17 protein-coding genes are annotated in these 20,186 nt (G+C 65.4%); 15 read left to right on the top strand and 2 right to left on the bottom strand.

Translation table 11 applies throughout. The annotated features are described in order from the left end of the window. Position 1: 1 nt before the first annotated feature. From dnaJ to tgt, 3 genes are read left to right on the top strand one after another with little or no spacing between them, the layout of a single operon-like run. Entirely contained in the window at positions 2–1,171 is a 1,170-nt protein-coding gene (gene dnaJ, locus BUC15_RS03965; RefSeq protein ID WP_073186256.1) for a molecular chaperone DnaJ, read from the top strand. Continuing rightward, positions 1,168–1,899: a 16S rRNA (uracil(1498)-N(3))-methyltransferase gene (locus tag BUC15_RS03960; protein WP_073186255.1), complete on the top strand. Its 732-nt coding sequence runs from the start codon at positions 1,168–1,170 to the stop codon at positions 1,897–1,899. The genes dnaJ and BUC15_RS03960 overlap by 4 nt, the downstream gene beginning before the upstream one ends. Further along, positions 1,896–3,113: a tRNA guanosine(34) transglycosylase Tgt gene (tgt, locus tag BUC15_RS03955; RefSeq protein ID WP_073186254.1), complete on the top strand. Its 1,218-nt coding sequence runs from the start codon at positions 1,896–1,898 to the stop codon at positions 3,111–3,113. Before BUC15_RS03960 ends, tgt begins: the two co-directional genes overlap by 4 nt. Here tgt and BUC15_RS03950 read toward each other — a convergent pair. Next, positions 3,101–3,808 (bottom strand): queuosine precursor transporter, encoded by a 708-nt coding sequence (locus BUC15_RS03950; RefSeq protein ID WP_073186253.1) that lies wholly within the window; start codon positions 3,806–3,808, stop codon positions 3,101–3,103. The two genes, tgt and BUC15_RS03950, sit on opposite strands and share 13 nt — an antisense overlap. Before the next feature lie 85 nt (positions 3,809–3,893). Here BUC15_RS03950 and BUC15_RS03945 point away from each other — a divergent pair, with 85 nt between their 5' ends. From BUC15_RS03945 to BUC15_RS03895, 11 genes are all read left to right on the top strand, one after another. Continuing rightward, positions 3,894–4,322, top strand: a complete 429-nt coding sequence (locus BUC15_RS03945; RefSeq protein ID WP_073186252.1) for a DUF5709 domain-containing protein — start codon at positions 3,894–3,896, stop codon at positions 4,320–4,322. A 125-nt stretch (positions 4,323–4,447) separates the two neighbouring features. After that, on the top strand, positions 4,448–5,380 hold the full coding sequence (locus BUC15_RS03940; protein ID WP_084189354.1) for a PhoH family protein: 933 nt from the start codon (positions 4,448–4,450) through the stop codon (positions 5,378–5,380). Then, positions 5,377–5,835, top strand: coding sequence for an rRNA maturation RNase YbeY (gene ybeY / locus BUC15_RS03935; protein WP_073186250.1), 459 nt, complete (start codon positions 5,377–5,379; stop codon positions 5,833–5,835). Before BUC15_RS03940 ends, ybeY begins: the two co-directional genes overlap by 4 nt. A 69-nt stretch (positions 5,836–5,904) precedes the next feature. After that, the gene (locus tag BUC15_RS03930; RefSeq protein WP_073186249.1) at positions 5,905–7,221 is read left to right on the top strand and encodes a hemolysin family protein; all 1,317 of its coding nucleotides are present in this window, start codon (positions 5,905–5,907) and stop codon (positions 7,219–7,221) included. Beyond that, the gene (era, locus tag BUC15_RS03925) at positions 7,169–8,140 is read left to right on the top strand and encodes a GTPase Era (RefSeq protein ID WP_084189347.1); all 972 of its coding nucleotides are present in this window, start codon (positions 7,169–7,171) and stop codon (positions 8,138–8,140) included. Before BUC15_RS03930 ends, era begins: the two co-directional genes overlap by 53 nt. Positions 8,141–8,404: 264 nt before the next feature. After that, a complete protein-coding gene (locus BUC15_RS03920) occupies positions 8,405–9,694 on the top strand; it encodes an ABC transporter substrate-binding protein (RefSeq protein WP_073186247.1) in 1,290 nt (429 codons plus the stop codon). An 84-nt stretch (positions 9,695–9,778) separates the two neighbouring features. Further along, positions 9,779–10,723 carry a carbohydrate ABC transporter permease gene (locus tag BUC15_RS03915; RefSeq protein WP_073186246.1) on the top strand — a complete coding sequence of 315 codons (945 nt, stop codon included), beginning with the start codon at positions 9,779–9,781 and terminating at the stop codon, positions 10,721–10,723. A gap of 1 nt (position 10,724) precedes the next feature. Further along, positions 10,725–11,573, top strand: coding sequence for a carbohydrate ABC transporter permease (locus BUC15_RS03910; protein WP_073186245.1), 849 nt, complete (start codon positions 10,725–10,727; stop codon positions 11,571–11,573). A 284-nt stretch (positions 11,574–11,857) separates the two neighbouring features. Next, the gene (leuA, locus tag BUC15_RS03905; RefSeq protein WP_073186244.1) at positions 11,858–13,624 is read left to right on the top strand and encodes a 2-isopropylmalate synthase; all 1,767 of its coding nucleotides are present in this window, start codon (positions 11,858–11,860) and stop codon (positions 13,622–13,624) included. 101 nt (positions 13,625–13,725) lie between these two features. Then, complete coding sequence (locus BUC15_RS03900; protein ID WP_073186243.1) at positions 13,726–14,523, top strand: metallophosphoesterase; 798 nt, start codon at positions 13,726–13,728, stop codon at positions 14,521–14,523. Positions 14,524–14,541: 18 nt separating this feature from the next. Further along, positions 14,542–17,091, top strand: coding sequence for a DEAD/DEAH box helicase (locus tag BUC15_RS03895; RefSeq protein ID WP_084189345.1), 2,550 nt, complete (start codon positions 14,542–14,544; stop codon positions 17,089–17,091). A 107-nt stretch (positions 17,092–17,198) separates the two neighbouring features. Here the strand turns inward: BUC15_RS03895 and BUC15_RS03890 are convergent, their stop codons facing one another. Further along, positions 17,199–17,963 carry an isoprenyl transferase gene (locus BUC15_RS03890; RefSeq protein WP_073186241.1) on the bottom strand — a complete coding sequence of 255 codons (765 nt, stop codon included), beginning with the start codon at positions 17,961–17,963 and terminating at the stop codon, positions 17,199–17,201. 31 nt (positions 17,964–17,994) lie between these two features. On the opposite strand from BUC15_RS03890, the gene recO reads away from it, so the two are divergent. After that, complete coding sequence (gene recO, locus BUC15_RS03885) at positions 17,995–18,717, top strand: DNA repair protein RecO (RefSeq protein ID WP_073186240.1); 723 nt, start codon at positions 17,995–17,997, stop codon at positions 18,715–18,717. The last annotated feature ends 1,469 nt before the right edge of the window (positions 18,718–20,186 follow it).

Below are 20,186 nucleotides of genomic sequence, written 5' to 3'. Positions count from 1 at the left end.
TATGAGCAAGGACTACTACGACATCCTCGGCGTGGAACGCGACGCCACCCCCGAGGCGATCAAGAAGGCCTACCGCCGACGCGCCATGAAGGTACACCCGGACGTGGCGCCGGACGATGCCGAAGCGGCCGAGAAGTTCAAGGAACTCAGCGAGGCCTACGAGGTGCTGAGCGACGCCAACAAACGTGCGGTCTTCGACCGGGGCGGCGACCCCATGTCCGGCATGGGCGGTGCCGGCTTCTCCGGCTTCGGCGGGGGGTTCCCCGGCGGTTTCGATTTCACGAACCTGGTAGATGCCATGTTCGGGGCGTCCTCCAGCCGTGGCCCACGCTCCCGCGTACGTCAGGGCCAGGACGCCCTGGTCGGCATGCGGCTCGAGTTGTTCGAGGCCGTGTTCGGCGCTACCAAGCCGATCAAGGTGCAGACGGCGGTCGTTTGCCCGAAGTGCTCCGGCAACGGCGGCGAGCCCGGCTCGGAGCCCGTCAACTGCGGCACCTGCAACGGTTCGGGCGAGGTGTCGCAGATCCAGCGCAGCTTCTTCGGTGACGTGCGCACCACGCAGGCATGCCCCACCTGCCGCGGCTACGGCACGATCATCCCGAACCCGTGCGGGGAGTGCTCCGGCGAGGGCAGGGTGCGAACCACCCGCACGCTGCAGGTAAAGGTGCCCGCGGGCGTCTCCACGGGAATCCGCATCCATCTTGAGTCGCAGGGCGAGGTCGGCCCCGGCGGCGGGCCGGCCGGCGACCTCTACGTCGAACTGAAGGTGGAGGACCACGAGACGTTCCGCCGCGACGGCGACAACCTCGAGATGGTCGTCAAGCTCCCGATGACCGCGGCCGCCCTCGGCACCACGGTCGACGTCGCCACCCTCGAGGCTGAATGGGCCGACTCAGCGGTCGAGGACCGCCAGGTCGCCGTCGAGGTTCCGGCCGGCACGCAGTCCGGAACCCGGGTCTCACTCAAGGGCCGAGGGGTACCGAAGTTGCGCGGCGGCGGCCGCGGCGACCTCGGCGTCACGCTGCTGGTACAGACCCCGACGAAGCTGGACGACAAGCAACGGGACCTGCTGCGGCAGTTGGCGGAGGCCCGCGACGAATCCCGCCCGGCAGCGGTCGCCGCCAAGGGACACAAGGGAGTGAGAGGCAAACTCTCCGAGTGGTTCTCATGACCAGTGCGCTCTTCCTCGCCGAGTTCGGCGAGGTTGGCCCTGGAGATGTCGTCACCATCATCGGTGACGAGGCGCACCACGCCGTCGCCGTCAAGCGGGTTCAGGTGGGCGAACCCGTGATCGTCTGCGACGGTCGCGGCACCGCGCTGGATGGCAGGGTCGAGTCGATCGGTCGCCGGGAGTTGGGCGTGCGGGTGGTCGAGATTTTCGCCCCCGCACCGGGGAGGCTCACCTGGGGGGTCGTCCAGGCCCTCGCCAAGGGCGACCGCAGCGACATCGCCGTCCAGACCGCTACCGAGCTCGGGGCGCGCCGCATCCTTGCCTGGCAGGCCTCAAGATCCATCGTGCGCTGGCAGGGGGAGCGCGGCGAGAAAGCTCTCGAGAAGTGGCGTGTCACAGGCCGCGAGGCGGCCAAACAGTCCCGCCGCTTCTACGTGCCCGAGGTCGGTTTCGCCACCACGGGCGACGTGGTCGAGGCCATCCGGGGTGCCGCGATCGCCTTGGTGCTGCACGAAGACGCCACGGCGCACATCGCCCAGATCGAACTCCCCGAGGCGGGCGAAGGGCTGGTCATCGTCGGGCCCGAGGGCGGGATCGCCCCGGATGAGCTAGGCGGTTTCCTGACGGCCGGAGCCCTCGCGGTCAGCATCAGCGACGGCGTGCTGCGCACCTCGACCGCCGGAGCTGTGGCGCTCGGCCAGCTGGATGTGCTGGCGAGGATCGGATGAGTTTCTCCTTCGACGTCACCCATCGACTGGAGACTTCCCCGGGACGTGCCGGGGTCATCCACACCCCCCACGGGTCGATCGAGACCCCCGCATTCATCGTCGTGGGGACCAAGGCGAGCGTCAAAGCCGTCCTGCCCGAGGCCGTCCGTGACCTGGGCGCGCAGGCCGTGCTCGCCAACGCCTACCACCTCTATCTGCAACCAGGTTCCGACCTGATCGATGAGGCCGGTGGTTTGGGGCGGTTCATGAACTGGCCGATGCCGACGTTCACGGATTCGGGCGGATTCCAGGTGATGAGCCTCGGAGCCGGGTTCAAGAAGGTCCTCGCGATGGACACCGCCGGGCTCCAGAACGACGACGTGATCGCCGAAGGCAAGACCCGGATGGCCCACGTCGACGAGGACGGGGTCACATTCAAGTCGCACCTCGACGGTGACAGGCACCGCTTCACGCCCGAGGTGTCCATGCGGATCCAGCACGAACTCGGTGCCGACATCATGTTCGCGTTCGATGAGCTCACCACGCTGATGAACACCCGCGGGTACCAGGAGTCGTCGGTGGAACGGACGCACCGATGGGCGGCCCGATGCCTTGGCGCGCACGCCGAACTGACCAGGCAGCGGGCGGACAAGCCCTACCAGGCGTTGTTCGGGGTGATTCAGGGCGCCCAGTACGAGGACCTGCGTCGGCGTGCCGCACGCGGTCTGGCGGAACTCGAGGTGGACGGGCAGCGGTTCGACGGGTTCGGGCTCGGTGGGGCCTTGGAGAAGGAGAACCTCGGCACCATCGTCGGATGGATGGTCGATGAACTGCCTGAAGACCGGCCGAGGCACCTGCTCGGCATCTCGGAGCCCGACGACTTCTTCGCCGCCGTGGAGATGGGGGTCGACACATTCGACTGCGTCAATCCCTCACGGGTAGCAAGGAATGCGGCGATCTACACCGCTGACGGCCGCTACAACGTAAACACCGCCAGGCACCGTCGCTCCTTCATCCCCCTGGAGGATGGCTGCGACTGCTACACCTGCCTGCACTACACCCGCGCCTACCTTCATCACCTGTTCAAGGCGAAGGAGATGCTGGCCTCGACGCTGGCGACGATCCACAACGAACGCTTCACCGTGCGGCTGGTGGACAACATCCGGGCGGCGCTGGTCAGCGGAGACTTCCATGCGTACCGCGACGAGTTCCTCGGGCGCTTCTACTCCGCGTAGCTGGGTTCGCGAAGCTTCACATGCCTGATCACTTTGTAGGTGACGGGCAGGAACAGCGCCTCGATCGCCACCTTGTAGACGTACCCGACGATGATGTAGTTGATCAGCGTGCCTCCGGTGATGATCCCGGCGAACGCGATGATGCAGAACAGCGTCGTGTCGGCCGCCTCGCCCACCAGGGTTGAACCGAGCAGCCGCGCCCACAGCGACCCCTCCTTCGTCCTTGCCTTCAGCCGGACAAGGACCCAGGCGTTCAGCAACTGCCCGACCGCGTAGCCGATCAACGACGCCACGACGATGCGGGGCACGAACCCGAGGATCGCCACGTATGCGTCCTGGTTGCCCCAATCAGCAGCCGGGGGCATGGCGCCGACCGCGAGGAAGGTCAGCGACGCCACCACGGATGTGGCGAACCCGATGGTGATGGCGCGCCGCGCCCCCCTCCAGCCGTAGACCTCCGCAAGGACGTCGCCGAGCACGTAGGTCAGGGGAAACAGCAACGCCCCGCCGTCGGTGATGACCGGGAGCACCGGGAAGCCCCAGACCTCAACATCGGGGCCGAACTGGATCAGCTTGACCGCGGCGACGTTCGAGATCAACAGAAGGCAGCAGAAGAGGGCGAGCACCACGTCATAGACGCCGGGCGGGCGGGTCGCGAAGCGTGGCTGAGGTGGGGCTTCGAGTTCGGTTTGCACCGGGGCATTCTACGCCGACGCAGATCGGCCCCTTCCCCTGCGCGTTGTCCCACCCGGTCGGCAAGGGGCGTGGCAGTATTTGGTTATGAGTGAACAGGAGTTTGACGGTGTCCCTGAGGAGTCTGAGCAGCTGGATCAGCTGCAGGAGGCAGACTCCTTGATCAACCGGGGCGTCAAAGACGTCCTCGACGAGGGCTTCATCGCCCCCGACCACTGGTCGCCTGCCCAAGGCTTCGGAAACACGCCTTCAGAGATGCGTCAGGGGGAGACTCTCGAGATGCGCATCAAACAGGAGGAACCCGAACGCACGGAGGGCGCCGCCGAGTGGAACCCGCACCGCGAGGCCCGACAGGTCGGCTCCGAGCGCGCCGGGCGACTCATGTCGGTGCAGGGCAGTGGCCACGAAGACACTCTGGGCGTCGACGTCGGGATCAGCGGCGGCGCCGCCAGCGCCGAGGAGGCGGCGATGCACATCATCTCGGACGACGAGGATGACGCCCCGCTGGAAGACTGAGCAGCGAGAGTAGACTTGCCTGGTTTCCATTTTCATCGCAAGCATCCAAGGACCAGATCCTGACCAGCCAATCGTTGCCCCAGCAGCCTGCCACCCGAACCGTCGCCGTGCCGACGTCGATCGACATGATCAACCTCCTCGGCCCCCGTGACGACTTCCTACGGATCCTCGAGTCGCACCTCGACGCCGACCTTCATGTCAGGGGCGGGCAGATCACCCTCTCCGGTGAGGCCGGGCAGGTCGCCAAGGCCGCCGAGATCCTCACCGAGCTGATTGCCATCATCCGGACGGGTCAGGGTCTGACCGCGGAGACGGTCGAGCGGGTCATCCAGATGAGCGAGGACCCGACGGCGAATGCCGCGGAGATCCTCACCCAGAACATCGTGAGTTCCAGGGGTCGCACCGTTCGCCCCAAGACCTTGAACCAGAAGCGTTACGTCGATGCGATCGACCGGCACACCGTCGTGTTCGGCATCGGGCCTGCCGGCACCGGCAAGACCTACCTGGCCATGGCGAAGGCCGTGCAGGCTCTGCAGGCGAAGGAGGTCAGCAGGATCATCCTCACCCGTCCGGCCATCGAAGCGGGGGAGAGGCTCGGGTTTCTGCCTGGCACCCTCAACGACAAGATCGACCCTTACCTGCGCCCGCTCTACGACGCGTTGCACGACATGGTCGACGCGGACTCCGTGCCGAAGCTGCTCACCTCAGGCACCGTCGAGGTCGCCCCCCTGGCTTACATGCGCGGCCGGTCACTCAACGACGCGTTCATCATCCTCGATGAGGCACAGAACACGTCGATGGAACAGATGAAGATGTTCCTGACCAGGCTCGGGTTCGGTTCGAAGATGGTGGTGACCGGCGACATCACGCAGATGGATCTGCCCGGTGGGGTGGCCAGTGGCCTGCGCGGTGTCCAGGGGGTCCTCGACGGGATCGACGACATCGCGTTCTGCACACTCACGGCCCGCGACGTGGTGCGCCACAAGTTGGTCGGCCGAATCGTGGCCGCCTACGACCAGTTCGAGAGCCTCAACCAGGGCCGGAGGGCCAGCAGATGATCGACGTCAACAACGAGTCCGGCATGGAGGTCGACGAGGTGGCACTCATCGCACTTTCACGATATGCGCTCGACCTGCTGCGCATCCATCCGCTCGCCGACCTTTCAGTCCTGCTGGTCGACGAGGAGACCATGACCGAAAAGCACGAACGGTTCATGGATCTGCCCGGCCCTACCGACGTCATGAGCTTTCCGGATGAGCCGCGCTCCGTGGGGGACGACACCGAGATGGTGCTCGGACGTCTGGGTGACATCGCGATCTGCCCACAGGTCACATCCCGTCAGGCCGCCGAGAACGGCCGCGATCAGCAGGGAGAGATTGAGTATCTGCTCATCCACGGGCTCTTGCACCTGCTGGGGCACGACCATGCCGAGCCGGAGGAGAAGGCCGTCATGTTCAACCTGAACGACCGGATCATTGCCGGGTGGGAGTTGACGCGCTCCGCCGCGAACTGAGGCAGGAACAGGGCCTGGGCTACAATTCCCGGGTACAGTCATCGAGTCGAGCGAGTTGATCAGGTTCCCGTGTCCCAGTCCGAGTGGATTGAGCTTGGCATCGCGCTGTTGTGCGCCGTCGGAGCTTCTGTAATGGCGGCCGTAGAGACCGCGCTCAGCGTCATCACCAAGTCTCGTGCGGAACGGCTGGTCGAGGAGGGGGAGCGCGGCGCCGAACGTATCCGTCTGATCGCGCAGGACCCGGCGCCTTCGATAAACGCCGTGATGTTTTCTCGGATGGCGCTGGAGATCACCGCGATCGTGGTGGCGACCATCGTCATGTTCACCCAGTTCGAGGCCGACTGGACGCGCGCACTCGTGACCATCTGCATCATGCTGGTGATCTCCTTCATCCTCTGGGGGGTCGCCCCCCGAACGCTCGGAAGGCAGAACCCGGAGCGGACGCTCTTGATGTTCCAACCGCTGATCAATGGCCTCACCACCGTATTCGGCCCGATCGCGCAACTGATGATCCTCATCGGCAACGTCATGACACCTGGCCGCGGCTACACCGACGGCCCATTCGCCACAGAGGCGGAACTGAGGGATCTGGTGGACATGGCGGAGGCCAACGAGCTGATCGAGGCCGGCGAATCCAAGATGATCCACTCCGTCTTTGAACTGGGCGACACCATCGTCAAAGAAGTGATGGTCCCGCGCACCGACATGGTCTATATCCAGAAGCACCGCACGCTTCGGCAACTCCTCTCCCTCGCGCTTCGCTCCGGATTCTCCAGAATCCCGGTGGTCGGCGAGGACCTGGATGACGTGCTCGGCGTCGTCTACCTGAAAGACGTGGCCAAACGCATCTACGACTTCCCGGACGCCGAGCGGCGCGAGCGGGTCGAGGAGATAATGCGCCCGGCCACCTTCTGCCCCGATTCGAAACCCGTCAGCGAGTTGCTGCACGACATGCAGCTGAGCCATTCCCACATGGTGATGGTCATTGACGAGTTCGGCGGCACGGCCGGCATGGCGACCATCGAGGACATCCTTGAGGAGATCGTCGGCGAGATCGTTGACGAGTATGACCATGACCTGCCGGCCGTCACCGAGCTGGGGGAGGGGAGGTACCGTGTCTCGTCAAGGCTGCCCATCGACGAACTGGGTGCCCTCTTCGACCTCGACCTGGACGACGACGACGTCGACACGGTCGGCGGCCTGATGGCCAAGCAACTCAATCTCGTGCCCATCCCCGGGTCCCGCGCCCTGGTCGGTAGCATCGAACTGATCGCGGACCGTGCAATCGGGCGACGACACCAGATCGGCACGGTGCTCGCCCGCCGACTCTCCGATGAAGAACTCGCTGATGAGGCAGACCGGGAAAAGGATGACGACGATGAATGAACCTCGATTCCACTCGGGTTTCGCGTGCTTCGTGGGCCGACCAAACGCAGGCAAGTCGACGCTGACAAACGCGCTTGTCGGGCAGAAGATCGCGATCGCTTCCAGCAAGCCCCAGACCACCAGACATGCGGTGCGCGGCATCGTCACCCGTCCGGATGGTCAGCTGATCCTGATCGACACCCCCGGCCTGCACCGCCCCCGCACGCTCCTTGGCCAGAGGTTGAACAGCCTGGTGTTCGAGACGTGGGCCGAGGTCGACGTCGTGGGCGTATGTCTGCCGTCCGACCAGCGGATCGGGCCTGGCGACAAGTTCATCATCGGTGAACTGGCGAAACTGGACCGCAGGCCGCTCCTCGTGGCTCTGGCGACCAAGACCGACCTGGTCTCCAAGGAACGTCAGCTCTCGCACCTGGTCGACGTTGCAGCGGTGGCGGAGGAACTGGGGATCGAGTGGGCCTCAGTCGTGCCGTGTTCGGCCACCAGCGGGGACAACGTCGACCTCGTTCGCGACCAACTCGTCTCGCTCCTGCCCGAGGGCCCCATGTTCTACCCCGACGGGGAGATCACCGACGAGCCCGAGGAGACGCTGATCGCGGAGCTCATCCGCGAGGCCGCCCTAGAAGGAGTGCGTGACGAACTGCCCCACTCCATAGCCGTCACGATCGACGAGATCCTTCCGCGGCCCGATCGGCCTGAGGACAAGCCTCTGACCGACATCTTCGCCTCCATTGTGGTCGAACGCGATTCCCAGAAGGGCATCATCATCGGCCACCGGGGCGAACGGCTGCGTGAGATCGGCGCGACCGCAAGGGAACAGATCAACCGTCTGCTCGGCACCCGCGTGCACCTGAACCTCCATGTGAAGGTCTTGAAGGAATGGCAACGCGACCCGAAGCATCTGAACCGTCTCGGATTCTGAGCGGCAGCCTGATCGAAACCCACGCTGCCACAGCAGGCAAGGGAGGGACCACTCACTCCACAATGAGCGATTCCTTCATTTGTTTCCTATCACCACCAACCGGGTCAAGCGTAAAACGAACACTTTGACTGAGCGACTGGCCTGCGTCGGTAACTATTCGGTTACGACGCCGGGCTGGCTGTTCACAAACGTCCCAGTTCGTTTCTAGGATCACCGCATCAGCCAGGTTCTGGTTGCCCTTGACCCGTAAGGAAAGGAACGCACGTGAAGAAGCGTGTCTTCAAGATCGGCGCCGTCGCTCTCGTCAGCGCATTCGCGCTGTCCGCCTGTGGCGGAACCACAGAGTCCCCCTCGAACGAGGGAAGCAACGGCAGTGCCCCTGCGGCCGTCGATCCTGCAAACCTCGAAACCGAGATCAGCATCCTGGCGCCGTCGTACGCCGACTCATCGAAGTCCGACTGGGACGCGATCATCGCCAAGTTCAACGAGACCTACCCCAAGGTCAAGGTGAACCTGCAGATCGAGGGTTGGGACGGATTCGCTGAGAAGATCTCGGCACGGATCCAGGCCGGTGACTACCCGGACATCCTCAACGACAACGCCTTCGCGGCATCGGCCGATGCCGGACTCCTGTACCCGATCGACGAGGTCGTCAGCGCAGACACCATCGCCGCCATCGAACCGTCGCTGCTGGCCAACGGCGTCGGCGCCGACGGCACCCAGTGGGCGGCCCCTGACATCGCCAGCGCCCGCATGCTCATCTACAACACCGACCTGTTCGAGAAGGCCGGTATCGCTGCCGCGCCGAAGTCGTGGGCCGAGATGGAAGACGCCGCCACCAAGCTGGTCGCCCTCGGTGACGGCACGGTCGGCTACGGAATGCCGCTTGGCAGCGAAGAGGCCCAGGTCGAGTCCTCGCTGTGGCTCTGGGGCGCCGGTGGCACCTGGGTTGACGGCGAGAACCTCGTCGCCGACACGCCGGAGGCCGTCGAGGCATTCACCGAGATGAAGAAGCTTCACTCGGAGGGCCTCACACAGCCAAAGCTGGAGGACAACCGTCAGGATGTCGCCAACCTCATGCACGCCGGCAAGCTCGGCATGATCGTCGGGCATTCGCAGATCGTCGCCGACGCCGAGGCCCAGGGCATCAACGTCGCCCTCGCCCCGGTCCCTGACAAGGCGGGTGGCGACGGCGTCACCACCGGTGTGACCGACTTCATCGTCGCGTTCAACAACGAGGACGCCGACCGTAAGGCCGCCACCGGTGCGCTACTCGACCTCATGTACTCCGACGCGATGTACGAGGGCTGGTACAAGGGCACCAAGCTGCTGCCCGTCACCACGTCGATGATCGAGAAGGCCAAGGCCGATGCGACCACCGACAACGAGAAGGGCTTCCTCGAAGCACTGTCGATCGTGAAGTTCCTGCCCGTTGGCAACACTCAGTGGGATGCACTGCAGACCTCTCTCCAGGGCAACGCCTACCGGGTCGGCACCGACGATCCCGCCGCGCTGCTGAAGGAGATCCAGGCTCAGGTCGACGCTCAGAGCTGAGACAACTCACTTCATGACTGACGGGAGACGCACCCACCGGGGCGTCTCCCGTCAGTCGGGAGTGCGGCTCCGGAAAGGTATCCCGTGTTAAAGAAAGCCCGCGCCGCGACCACGGTGGGTAGGCCAAGGGCAGGCCGGGGGCGTGCGACCCTCGTCGCGCTGCCCTGGCTGCTGCCGACCTTGCTCCTGATAGTCGGGGTCGTGTTGTACCCGGCCGGTTTGATGGTCTACACCTCGTTCTTCAAGTACAACAAGCAGGGCATCCGGCGAAGCGACGATCCGATCGGGCTCGACAACTACATCGGGCCGGCCGGTGCGCTCACCTTCCCAGGGGTCCCGATCGGCCGCATCCTCCTCAACACGGTCGTCTGGGTGGTCGTGGTCGTCATCATCACGGTGCTCCTGTCGCTGCTCATCGCCCAGTTCCTGAATAAACCGTTCCGAGGGCGCAAACTCCTGCGACTGTTCATCATTCTCCCCTGGGCCTGTTCCGTCGTCATGACGGCTACCGTGTTCCGCTACGGGCTGCAGGAAAACGTCGGCCTGTTCAACAGGCTGCTCGTCGATACAGGAATCCTCGAGGTCGGAAGGGCCTGGACCAAGGACCCGACCAGCGCATTCTGGATCGCGGTGTTCGTCGCGATCTATGTCTCTCTTCCGTTCACGAGCTACACGATCCTCGCAGGTCTGCAGGCGGTGCCGACAGACGTTCTTGAAGCCGCCCATGTCGACGGAGCCACCGCAACTCAGCGCTACTTCCAGATCGTGCTGCCGCTGCTGCGCCCAGCCATCGCCACCGCTGCTCTGATCAACATCATCAACGTGTTCAACTCGCTGCCGATCCTGCGGATTCTCCAGGAGACGCCCGGCTACCACACCGGGCATATCACCACGACCTTGATGTACGAATATCAGCGCGCGCTCGGCCCCGGTGTCTCCTCGGCGCTGTCGGTGCTCAACTTTCTCTTCTGCTTGGTGATCATCGCGATCTATCTAGTGGTGGTCCGGCCCACGAAGGAGGTGGACTGACATGGCGAAAAGACAAAATGGCATTCAGAAGACGCCTAATCCGTGGCTGGTCGTCATCGGTGCATTGGCCATCGTGGCCTTCTTCGGCTTCCCGTACGCCCTGATGTTCATCACCTCGCTGAAGACGCGGCTGGAGGTGACCGAGATCCCACCGGCCTATTTCCCGGCGAATCCGCAGTGGAGCAACTACCTGTCGGTGTGGTCCTCGGAGGTCAACCCCGCCGCATCGCTGCTCTCCACCGTCGTGATCGCCTTCGGCGCGACGCTGCTGGTGCTGGTCGTGGCCACACCGGCCGCGTACTACGTGGCGAGGTTCCGTTTCCCGGGTCGCCTGGTGTTCCTGCTGCTGGTGCTGATCACCCAGATGCTGCAGCCCACTGTCCTCGCGGTCGGCCTCTACCAGGAGTTTCGGGGCTGGCAGGGCTATGCGGTCTGGGGTGCACTGATCCTGATCAACGGCGCCTTCAACCTGAGCTTCGCGATCTGGATCATGCAGGCGTTCTTCGCGTCCGTCCCGAAGGAGATCGATGAGGCGGCCCTGATCGACGGCCTCGGCAGGCTCCAGACGATGTTCAAGATTTCGCTGCCGCTGGTGTGGCCGGGCATCGTCACCGCGATCGTGTTCGTGTTCGTGAACTCGTGGAACGAGTATGCGGCCGCCCTGATCCTGGTGCAGGACCAGAACCTCCAGCCGCTGACGGTGTCGATGCCACGATTCCTCGGGCTCTACATCCAGGATTGGCAGTACCTGTTCACCGTCGCACTGATCGCGATCGTGCCAGTCGTGATCCTGTTCGGCATCATCGAGAAGCGCCTGATCGGCGGTCTCACCGCTGGCGCGGGCAAGTAGGCCCATCAAGGGGCCATTCCCCCGGCCCACAATCAGTCGCTGCCCCGTGCCAGGTTCTGGCACGGGGCAGCGGCGCGTCACGCTGCCGCATCCGGGCCTAGGCTGTCCAAATCTCGAAAAGCCCTTGTGTCGCTGCCCCTTCTATGGCTACTGTGGCGCTCGTGGCATGGCGCACCCTTCTCCTTGGCCGCCGCAGCGAGGCTCAATAACTCCTGAGCCGGAACCCTCGCTGCGGTGCATCTGCGCGTCTGGCAAAGATCGGCAACCAGCCAAGGAAGACTCCGATGACTCAGTTCAACACCCGCACCCAGCCCGTCCCCACCCAGCAGCCCACACCGATGCCGGTGCATCGCTACACCCCGTTCATCCCCGTCGATGTGCCGGACCGCACCTGGCCGACCAAGAGGATCGAGAAGGCTCCCCGCTGGCTCTCGACCGACCTGCGCGACGGCAACCAGGCCCTGATCGACCCGATGACGCCGGCCCGCAAGATGCGGATGTTCGAACTGTTGATCTCGATGGGCTACAAGGAGATCGAGGTCGGCTTCCCGTCGGCGTCGCAGACCGATTTCGACTTCGTACGCCAACTGATCGAGCGCGGCAAGGTGCCTGACGATGTGACCATCTCGGTGCTGACCCAGGCCCGTGAGGATCTCATCGAACGCACCGCCGAATCGCTGATCGGTGCGCACCGCGCCACGATCCACATGTACAACGCCACCGCGGAGCTGTTCCGCAAGGTGGTGTTCCGCATCTCGGAGCAGCAGTGCGTTGACCTGGCGGTACGGGGCACCGAACTGGTGATGAAGTACGCCGACCAGCACCTGCGCGACGTCGAGTTCGGTTACCAGTACTCACCCGAGATCTTCACGCAGACCCCCACCGACTTCGCCATCGAGGTCTGCAACGCCGTCTCCGACGTCTGGCAGCCGGGCGCCGACCGCGAGATCATCTTCAACCTGCCTGCCACGGTGGAGCGTTCGACACCGAACACGTACGCCGACCAGATCGAATACTTCTGCCGCAACGTTAAGAACCGGGAATACATCGCCGTGTCGCTGCACCCCCACAACGACCGTGGCACCGCGGTCGCGGCGACGGAGCTGGGCCAGATGGCTGGCGCAGACCGGGTGGAGGGTTGCCTGTTCGGGCACGGCGAGCGCACCGGCAACGTCGATCTGGTGACCCTGGCGCTGAACCTCTACACGCAGGGCGTCGACCCGCAGATCGACCTGTCCGACATCGACAACGTGCGCCGCACCGTCGAATACTGCACCGGCCTGCCCGTGCATCCGCGGCACCCCTATGCCGGTGATCTGGTCTACACCGCGTTCTCCGGGTCTCACCAGGATGCGATCAAGAAGGGTCTGGAATACCTGGAGGACGTCGCGGCGGAGGCCGGCACCACCGTCGGCGAGATGCACTGGGAGGCGCCCTACCTGCCGATCGACCCACACGATGTCGGCCGCACCTACGAGGCCGTCATCCGCGTCAATTCGCAGTCGGGCAAGGGCGGCATGGCCTACCTGATGAAGAACGAGTTCAAGATGGACCTGCCGCGCAGGCTCCAGATCGAGTTCAGCCGCGTCGTGCAGCAGCACACCGACGTCGCCGGTGGAGAGGTGACGGCCGAGGAGATCCACCAGATCTTCAGTCACGAGTACCTGGGGGAGAAGCCCTGGGTGCTGCAATCGGCCGGCTCGACGTCCAGCAACGGCCAGTTCCACGTCACGGCGTCTGTGGACGGGCCCACCAGGAAGGCCGTAGCGCTCGAGGGCGAAGGCAACGGCCCGGTTTCGGCCTTCGTCGATGCCCTGTCCCGGGAAGGCGCGCACGTCAAGGTGCTGGACTATGCGGAGCACGCCCTGGAGGCCGGCGGTGACGCAAAGGCCGCGGCCTACGTCGAGTGTGAGATCGGGGAAGGCGACGACGCGCAGGTTCTCTGGGGCGTCGGGGTCGACCCCAGCATCACGAGCGCCTCGATGAAGGCGATCCTGAGTGCGCTGAACCGGGCCGAGGCCTTCCATGCGGCAACCCGGAACGCGGTCTGACAGGGTACTTGCGGGTGGTTGGCGCGGTTCAAGCCCGTCGACCGTTGTCTGCTCCTGAGGCTCCGCCTCGGCGAAGACCATGGCTCCGGCGGCTCGCTTTTGTGGCGACGGCTGTCCTGCTGGTCGGGGTGTTGACGGTGTGGCGCGCGACGTGGGAGGTGCGTCACACCAAGCTCAATGAGACGACCTATGCCTCGGCCGAGCTGAGCGGTGAACTGAGGGTGCTTCAGATCACCGACTTCCACAATCTGCCGCGCGCGGGCCAGGTCGACTCGATCGTCGACCTGGCACGCGGCGCCGAACCGGACCTGATCGCACTCACCGGTGACCTCATCAACACCCACAACGAGACCCTCGACCCGGTGCGCCAACTGCTCGACGGTCTGGCCAGGATCGACGCGCCCCGGTTCTACGTCGACGGCAACCACGATCATTGGTCGTCGGATCAGCAGGCGCTGCACGCCCTACTCGACGAATATGGCGTGACGGTGCTGGTCAACGAGTCCCTGATCTTCGACGGCGACTTCGGCCGGGTCCAACTCGTCGGGGTCGACGACTACTTCAGCGGCCATGGAGATCTTGCTCGCGCTGTCAGCGGGCTTCCACAGGAAGCCTTCCGCCTGGCCCTGACCCACTCACCCGACCTCCTGCCCGTCCTCGACGACGCCGGTGTCGACTACGCACTGTGTGGCCACACCCACGGCGGCCAGGTTCGGCTGCCGCTGCTCGGGGCGCTGTACCAGCCGGGTGGCGACTGGTTCCCGAAGATCAGCAAGGGTCCTTACACCGAAGGGGGTTCGACGCTCTACGTCGACAGCGGCGTCGGGGTGACCGGCCCGCCATTCAGACTGTTCAACCAGTCGCAGGTGACCCTCCACCGGATCGGCTCCGGGCTGTGACCCAGTATGGTGAATGGCATGCTGAAGCTCACCGACCGCGTCTCCGGTGACGCCGACACCCTCTATGAACACTTCAGCGCATGGGCGCTCGAGCAGGGGATCTCGCTCTACCCGCACCAGGATGAGGCCGCTATCGAGCTGTTCTCCGGCAACAACCTGATCCTCGCGACGCCCACCGGTTCCGGTAAGTCGCTGGTCGCGCTTGCCGCCCACTTCGCGGCGTTGGCCACCGACCGAGTCAGCTTCTACACGGCCCCGATCAAGGCACTGGTCAGCGAGAAGTTCTTCGCGCTGTGCCAGGTGTTCGGTGCTGAGAACGTCGGCATGGTCACCGGGGACGCCTCCGTCAACGCGGATGCCCCAATCATCTGCTGCACCGCGGAGGTGCTCGCCAATATCGCTCTGCGTGAGGGTGAGGGTGCCGACGTCGGCATGGTGATCGCCGACGAGTTCCACTTCTACTCTGAGCCCGAGCGGGGCTGGGCGTGGCAGGTGCCGCTGCTCGAACTGCCGCAGGCGCAGTTCCTGCTGATGAGCGCCACGCTCGGCGACATCTCCGCGATGGCGGCCCAGCTCTCTGAACGGACCGGCCGTCCGACCAGCCTGATCGACGACGCCGAACGCCCCGTTCCCCTGCTGTTCGAGTGGTCGATGACCCCGATCCAGGAGAAGGTCGTCGACCTCGTCCATGAGATGAAGGCACCGGTCTACATCGTGCACTTCACACAGGCGGATGCGCTGGAGCGGGCCCAGGGGCTGCTGAGCGTCAACCTGATCACCCGCCACGACGCCGACCGGATCGCCGAGGAGATCGGTGCCTTCCGCTTCGGGCCAGGCTTCGGGAAGATCCTTTCAGGGCTGGTGCGCCGCGGGATCGGCGTACACCACGCCGGAATGCTGCCCAAGTATCGGCGCCTCGTTGAGCAATTGGCCCAGACCGGGCTCTTGAAGGTGATCTGCGGCACCGACACGCTCGGCGTCGGCATCAACGTGCCGATCCGGACGGTGCTGTTCACCGGCCTGTCGAAGTATGACGGGACCCGCGTGAGGAAACTGCGTTCGCGCGAGTTCCACCAGATCGCCGGGCGGGCGGGCCGCGCGGGCTACGACACCGTCGGCTTCGTCGTCGTCCAGGCGCCCGAGCACGTCATCGAGAACGAGCGGGCGTTGGAAAAGGCCGGGGATGACCCGAAGAAGCGTAGGAAGGTGGTTCGCAAGAAGCCGCCTGAGGGGTTCGTCGGCTGGACCGAGGAGGGCTACGAGAAGATCATCGTCGCCGAACCCGAGAACCTGACCAGCCGGATGCAGGTTACCCACGGCATGCTCCTCAACATTGCGCAGCGGCAGGGCAACAGCTACGAGGCGATGAAACGGCTGATTGAGACCAGCCACGAGGGCAGGGACAGGCAGCGGACGTTGAAGCGTCGGGCGCTCGCACTCACCCGCGGGTTGTTGAGCTCCGGCGTGCTCGTCAAGTTGACGGAGCCCGATAAGTACGGCGGTTGGTGCGTGATGGCTGACTCCGTCGGCCAGGATTTCGCACTCAACCAGCCGCTGGCGCCTTTCGCCGTCGCGTCCCTTGAGCTGCTCGACCGCGATTCGCCGACGTACCATCTCGACGTCGTCTCCGTCATGGAAGCCGTGCTCGAGGACCCGTTCCAGGTGGTGTTGGCTCAACAGTTCCAGGCGCGCGGCGAAGCCGTGGCGCAGATGAAGGCCGACGGCATCGAATACGACGAGCGGATGGAGCTGCTGGAACAGGTCACCTGGCCCAAGCCGCTCGCCGAACTGTTGGAGCACGCGATCGGGATCTACGCGCAGTCGCATCCGTGGGTCGATCCGTCGTCGCTTTCCCCGAAGTCCGTGGTGCGCGACATGTGGGAACGTGCCATGAATTTCACCCAGTTCATCTCGTTCTACAAGCTGCAGCGCAGCGAGGGCACCGTGCTTCGCTACCTCTCCGACGCTTACCGGGCACTGCGCCACACGGTGCCGGACAGCTTCCGCGATGAGAGCTTCGACGACCTGGTCGAGTGGCTGGGGGAGACCGTCCGTCAGACGGACTCCTCGCTGCTCGACGAGTGGGAGGCGCTCACCGACCCGGACAAGGTAGCGGCCGCCGCCGAACTCGCGGCTCAAGGGGCGCCGCCCCCGCCGCCGCGCCCCGTCACCGGCAACGAGCGCGCTTTCACCGCCATGATCCGCACGGCGATGTTCCGCAGGGTCGAACTGGCCGCGCTCGACCGCTGGCGGGAACTGGGTGAACTGGAGACGGCTGCCGCGCACTTGGTCGATCCGCCGCTTGAGGTCGTGATGACCGCCCATGCCTGGGATGAGGCCCTGGCCGACTACTGGGACGAGCACGACGACATCGGCACAGGCGGGCAAGCGCGAGGGCCCCGCATGTTCGAGATCGACAAGGGCAAAGATCACTGGAGGATCACGCAGATCTTGGACGACCCGGCCGGCAACCACGACTGGCGGATCATCGCCGATGTCGACCTGCCTGCCAGCGACGCCGCCGGCTCGGCCGTCGTCCGGGCGACGTCCGTCGAACGCCTCGATTAGCGCTGTGGTAGATCAGGCGTTGAGCACTATCCCGGGTTCGTTTGCCCAAGCGACGCCCAGTTGCGGCGTGTCGTCGATCGAGTCCGGGATAGTGCTCAACGCCCAACTCACGCCGAGCCGAAGCGACGCTCCCGCTTCGCGTACTGCTCGACGGCCGCCCAGAGGTCGCGACGGTCGAAGTCCGGCCACAACCGGTCGAGGAAGATGAACTCGGCGTAGGCCGACTGCCACAGCAGGAAGTTCGAGGTGCGCTGCTCACCGGAAGAGCGCACGAACAGGTCGACGTCTGGGATCTCCGGCTCGTCCAGGAACTTCGCGAACCTCGCCTCCGTGAGCCGATCCGGGTCGAGCCTTCCCGCTGCTGCCAGCCGGGCGATCTCGCGGGCCGCGTCGACGATCTCGGCGCGGCCGCCGTAGTTGACGCAGAACTGCAGCGTCAGGGTGTCGTTGCTCTTGCTCATCTCCTCTGCGACCTCGAGCTCCCTGATCACCGAGCCCCACAACCTGGGGCGACGCCCGGCCCAACGGATCTTGACGCCTAGGTCGTTCAGCTCGTCACGGCGTCGGTGGATCACGTCGCGGTTGAAGCCCATCAGCCAGCGCACCTCATCGGGGGAGCGCTTCCAGTTCTCGGTCGAGAAGGCGTAGGCCGAAAGATACTCGACCCCGAGTTCGATGGCGCCGTGGATCACATCGAGGAGTGACGCCTCGCCCATCGCATGGCCCTCGGTGCGTTTCAGCCCTCGCTCCTTCGCCCAGCGACCGTTCCCGTCCATCACGATGGCGACATGGCGCGGTATCGCCTTGGCGGGGATCTCAGGCGCGGTGGCACCGCTTGGGTGTGGAGTGGGGCGACGGCGAGGCTCAGGCACCCCATCAGGGTAGCCGCCTAGAATCGGGTCCGTGCCCACCTACCGTGACGAAGCCGTCGTGCTGCGGACCCACCAACTGGGTGAGGCCGACCGCATCATCACGCTGCTGACGCGCACCCACGGGAAGGTGCGGGCCGTCGCGAAGGGGGTCCGTCGGACCTCGAGCAAGTTCGGTGGGCGGCTGGAACCATTCAGCCACGTCGACATCCAGTTCGCTGAGGGACGCGGATCGCTCGAGGTCGTCACGCAGGTCGAGGCTTTGCACTCCAGTCGCCTGGCTGCGGATTACCCGCGGTTCACCGCCGCCGAGGTGCTCGTGGAGACCACCGACCGGCTCGTCTCGGAGGAAGGCACCCCCTCCTTACAGCAGTACCTGTTGCTGCTGGGAGCCATCCTCGCGCTGGAGCGGGGCGACCTTCCGGCGCCGTTGATCGTCGACTCGTTCCTTCTGCGAGCCCTAGCCGTGGCTGGCTACGGTGTGTCGACACTCCAGTGTGCGGGCTGCGGGTCGGCTGAGGTGCGGTGGTTCTCGCCTCAAGGCGGAGGCGCCGTCTGCGGCAACTGCCGGACGCCGGGCTCGGCCACCCTCGAAAGCGAAGACTCGTTGCATCTCGGGGCCTTGCTGTCCGGCGACTGGGAAGAGGCGCTGGCCTCACCGCGGAATATCGCCACGAGGGTCGACGGCATGGTCGTGGCGTACGCGACCTGGCACCTTGACCGCGCCCTCAGGTCGCTGCCCTACTTCGAGCGTTAGTGGGTGTCCGATCCGTCGGTTGGTTGAGCCTGGCGGCGCGTCTGTTGAGCCGGGGGCGCGGCGGTTGAGCCGGGCTTGCGCGTCGGTGGAGCCGGGATTGCCGCACGGTCGGTTGAGCCGGGCTTGCGCGTCGGTTGAGCCGGTCCCACCGCGCGAAGCGCCGGGGACCGTGTCGAGACCATCGTGAGGTTTCCGTGGAGTCCTTCAAGAACCTGCGGTCGGGTGTCTGCACCGTGTACCAGGTGGTAACGACCACGCCTGGCTCGTTCCTCACCAGGCGGCTCAACCGACGCGCTGGTTGAGCTGGTCCCGCCGCGCGGAGCGCCGGGGACCGTGACGAAACCATCGTGACCATCTCCGCAGAGTCTCTCAGGATGCTGTGGCCAGGATTCTGCACCGTGTGCCAGGTTTCGTCACGCCTCGTTCGTTCCTCACGAGGCGGCTCAACCGACGCGCGGGGCCGGGCTCAACCGACGCGCCAGGCGGCTCAGCCGACGCGCGGGGCCGGGTTCAACCGGCGGCGGGGTCTATCCGGCTCGGGGTTCGGCTGGTCCCCAAGCGTGCGGGTGCCAGGGGTCGTCTTCGGGTTCAAAGGCAACGGTGCAACGCTCGTCCCGGTCGTCGGTGTGCTCGGGCGACTCTGCCCACGTCGGGGGCGAGGATGTGTCCTCCCAGCCGGAGGGCCTGGGTGGTTGGCCCCAGTCATCGGTGGGTCCAGGCGAGTCGTCCTCGGCTGGCGGCTCGGGTTGCTGATCCCAGACCGAGGGCTCGGGTGGCTGGTTCCAGTCGAAGGGCTCGGGTGGCTCTGCCCACGGTGAGGGTGTGGGTGGCTGGTCCCAGGCGGAGGGGTTGGGTGGTTGGCCCCGGTCGTCGGTGGGTTCGGGCGGCTCGGCCTCGTCGGGTTGCGGCTCGGGTGGCTCGTCCTTGGCTGGCGGCTCTGGTGGTTGGTCCTGGTCCGATGGCTCGATGGGTTCGTCCCAGGCGGAGGGCTCTGGTGGCTGGTCCCAGACCGAAGGCTCGGGTGGCTGGTCCCAGACGGATGGGCGAGTTTCGGCGCTCTTCTCGGGTCTGCCGGTCTCGGGTCTGCCGGTCTCGGGTCGGCTGGTCTTTGTTGTTGTGGTGGTCTTGCTGGCCGGGTGGGGGCTGGTGGGGTTGTTGAGGATGTCTGGGACGCGGTGCTGGCGGTGTTGTCTGGGGGTCTGGGTTGGGTCGATGTGGGTTGGGGGGATGAAGCTGGCTCGGCCGGTTTCGGGGTCGAGGAATGCTTCCCATTGCGAAGCATGGGATTGTTCGGGGTCTGGCTCGACGAGTCGGTGGTGGAACGGGCATAGCAGCATCGTGTTTGCGACCGATGTTGCGCCTCCGGCCCACCAGGGTTGGATGTGGTGCGCTTCACAGGCGGCCGGTGCCACGCCGCAGGATGGGAACACGCAGCCTTGGTCTCGTGCGGTCAACGCGGCCCGCAACTC

The sequence above is a fragment of the Tessaracoccus bendigoensis DSM 12906 genome, from assembly GCF_900141915.1.
Lineage (GTDB): Bacteria > Actinomycetota > Actinomycetes > Propionibacteriales > Propionibacteriaceae > Arachnia > Arachnia bendigoensis.
Note: the sequence above shows the minus strand (reverse complement) of the source record. Positions and strands in the feature narration are given on the sequence as shown.

Bases quoted from the DNA above. Each gene is read 5' to 3' on its own strand.
- dnaJ (WP_073186256.1), top strand. From the start codon at position 2: ATGAGCAAGGACTACTACGACATCCTCGGCGTGGAACGCGACGCCACC.
- BUC15_RS03960 (WP_073186255.1), top strand. From the start codon at position 1,168: ATGACCAGTGCGCTCTTCCTCGCCGAGTTCGGCGAGGTTGGCCCTGGA.
- tgt (WP_073186254.1), top strand. From the start codon at position 1,896: ATGAGTTTCTCCTTCGACGTCACCCATCGACTGGAGACTTCCCCGGGA.
- BUC15_RS03945 (WP_073186252.1), top strand. From the start codon at position 3,894: ATGAGTGAACAGGAGTTTGACGGTGTCCCTGAGGAGTCTGAGCAGCTG.
- BUC15_RS03940 (WP_084189354.1), top strand. From the start codon at position 4,448: ATGATCAACCTCCTCGGCCCCCGTGACGACTTCCTACGGATCCTCGAG.
- ybeY (WP_073186250.1), top strand. From the start codon at position 5,377: ATGATCGACGTCAACAACGAGTCCGGCATGGAGGTCGACGAGGTGGCA.
- era (WP_084189347.1), top strand. From the start codon at position 7,169: ATGAAGAACTCGCTGATGAGGCAGACCGGGAAAAGGATGACGACGATG.
- BUC15_RS03910 (WP_073186245.1), top strand. From the start codon at position 10,725: ATGGCGAAAAGACAAAATGGCATTCAGAAGACGCCTAATCCGTGGCTG.
- leuA (WP_073186244.1), top strand. From the start codon at position 11,858: ATGACTCAGTTCAACACCCGCACCCAGCCCGTCCCCACCCAGCAGCCC.
- BUC15_RS03895 (WP_084189345.1), top strand. From the start codon at position 14,542: ATGCTGAAGCTCACCGACCGCGTCTCCGGTGACGCCGACACCCTCTAT.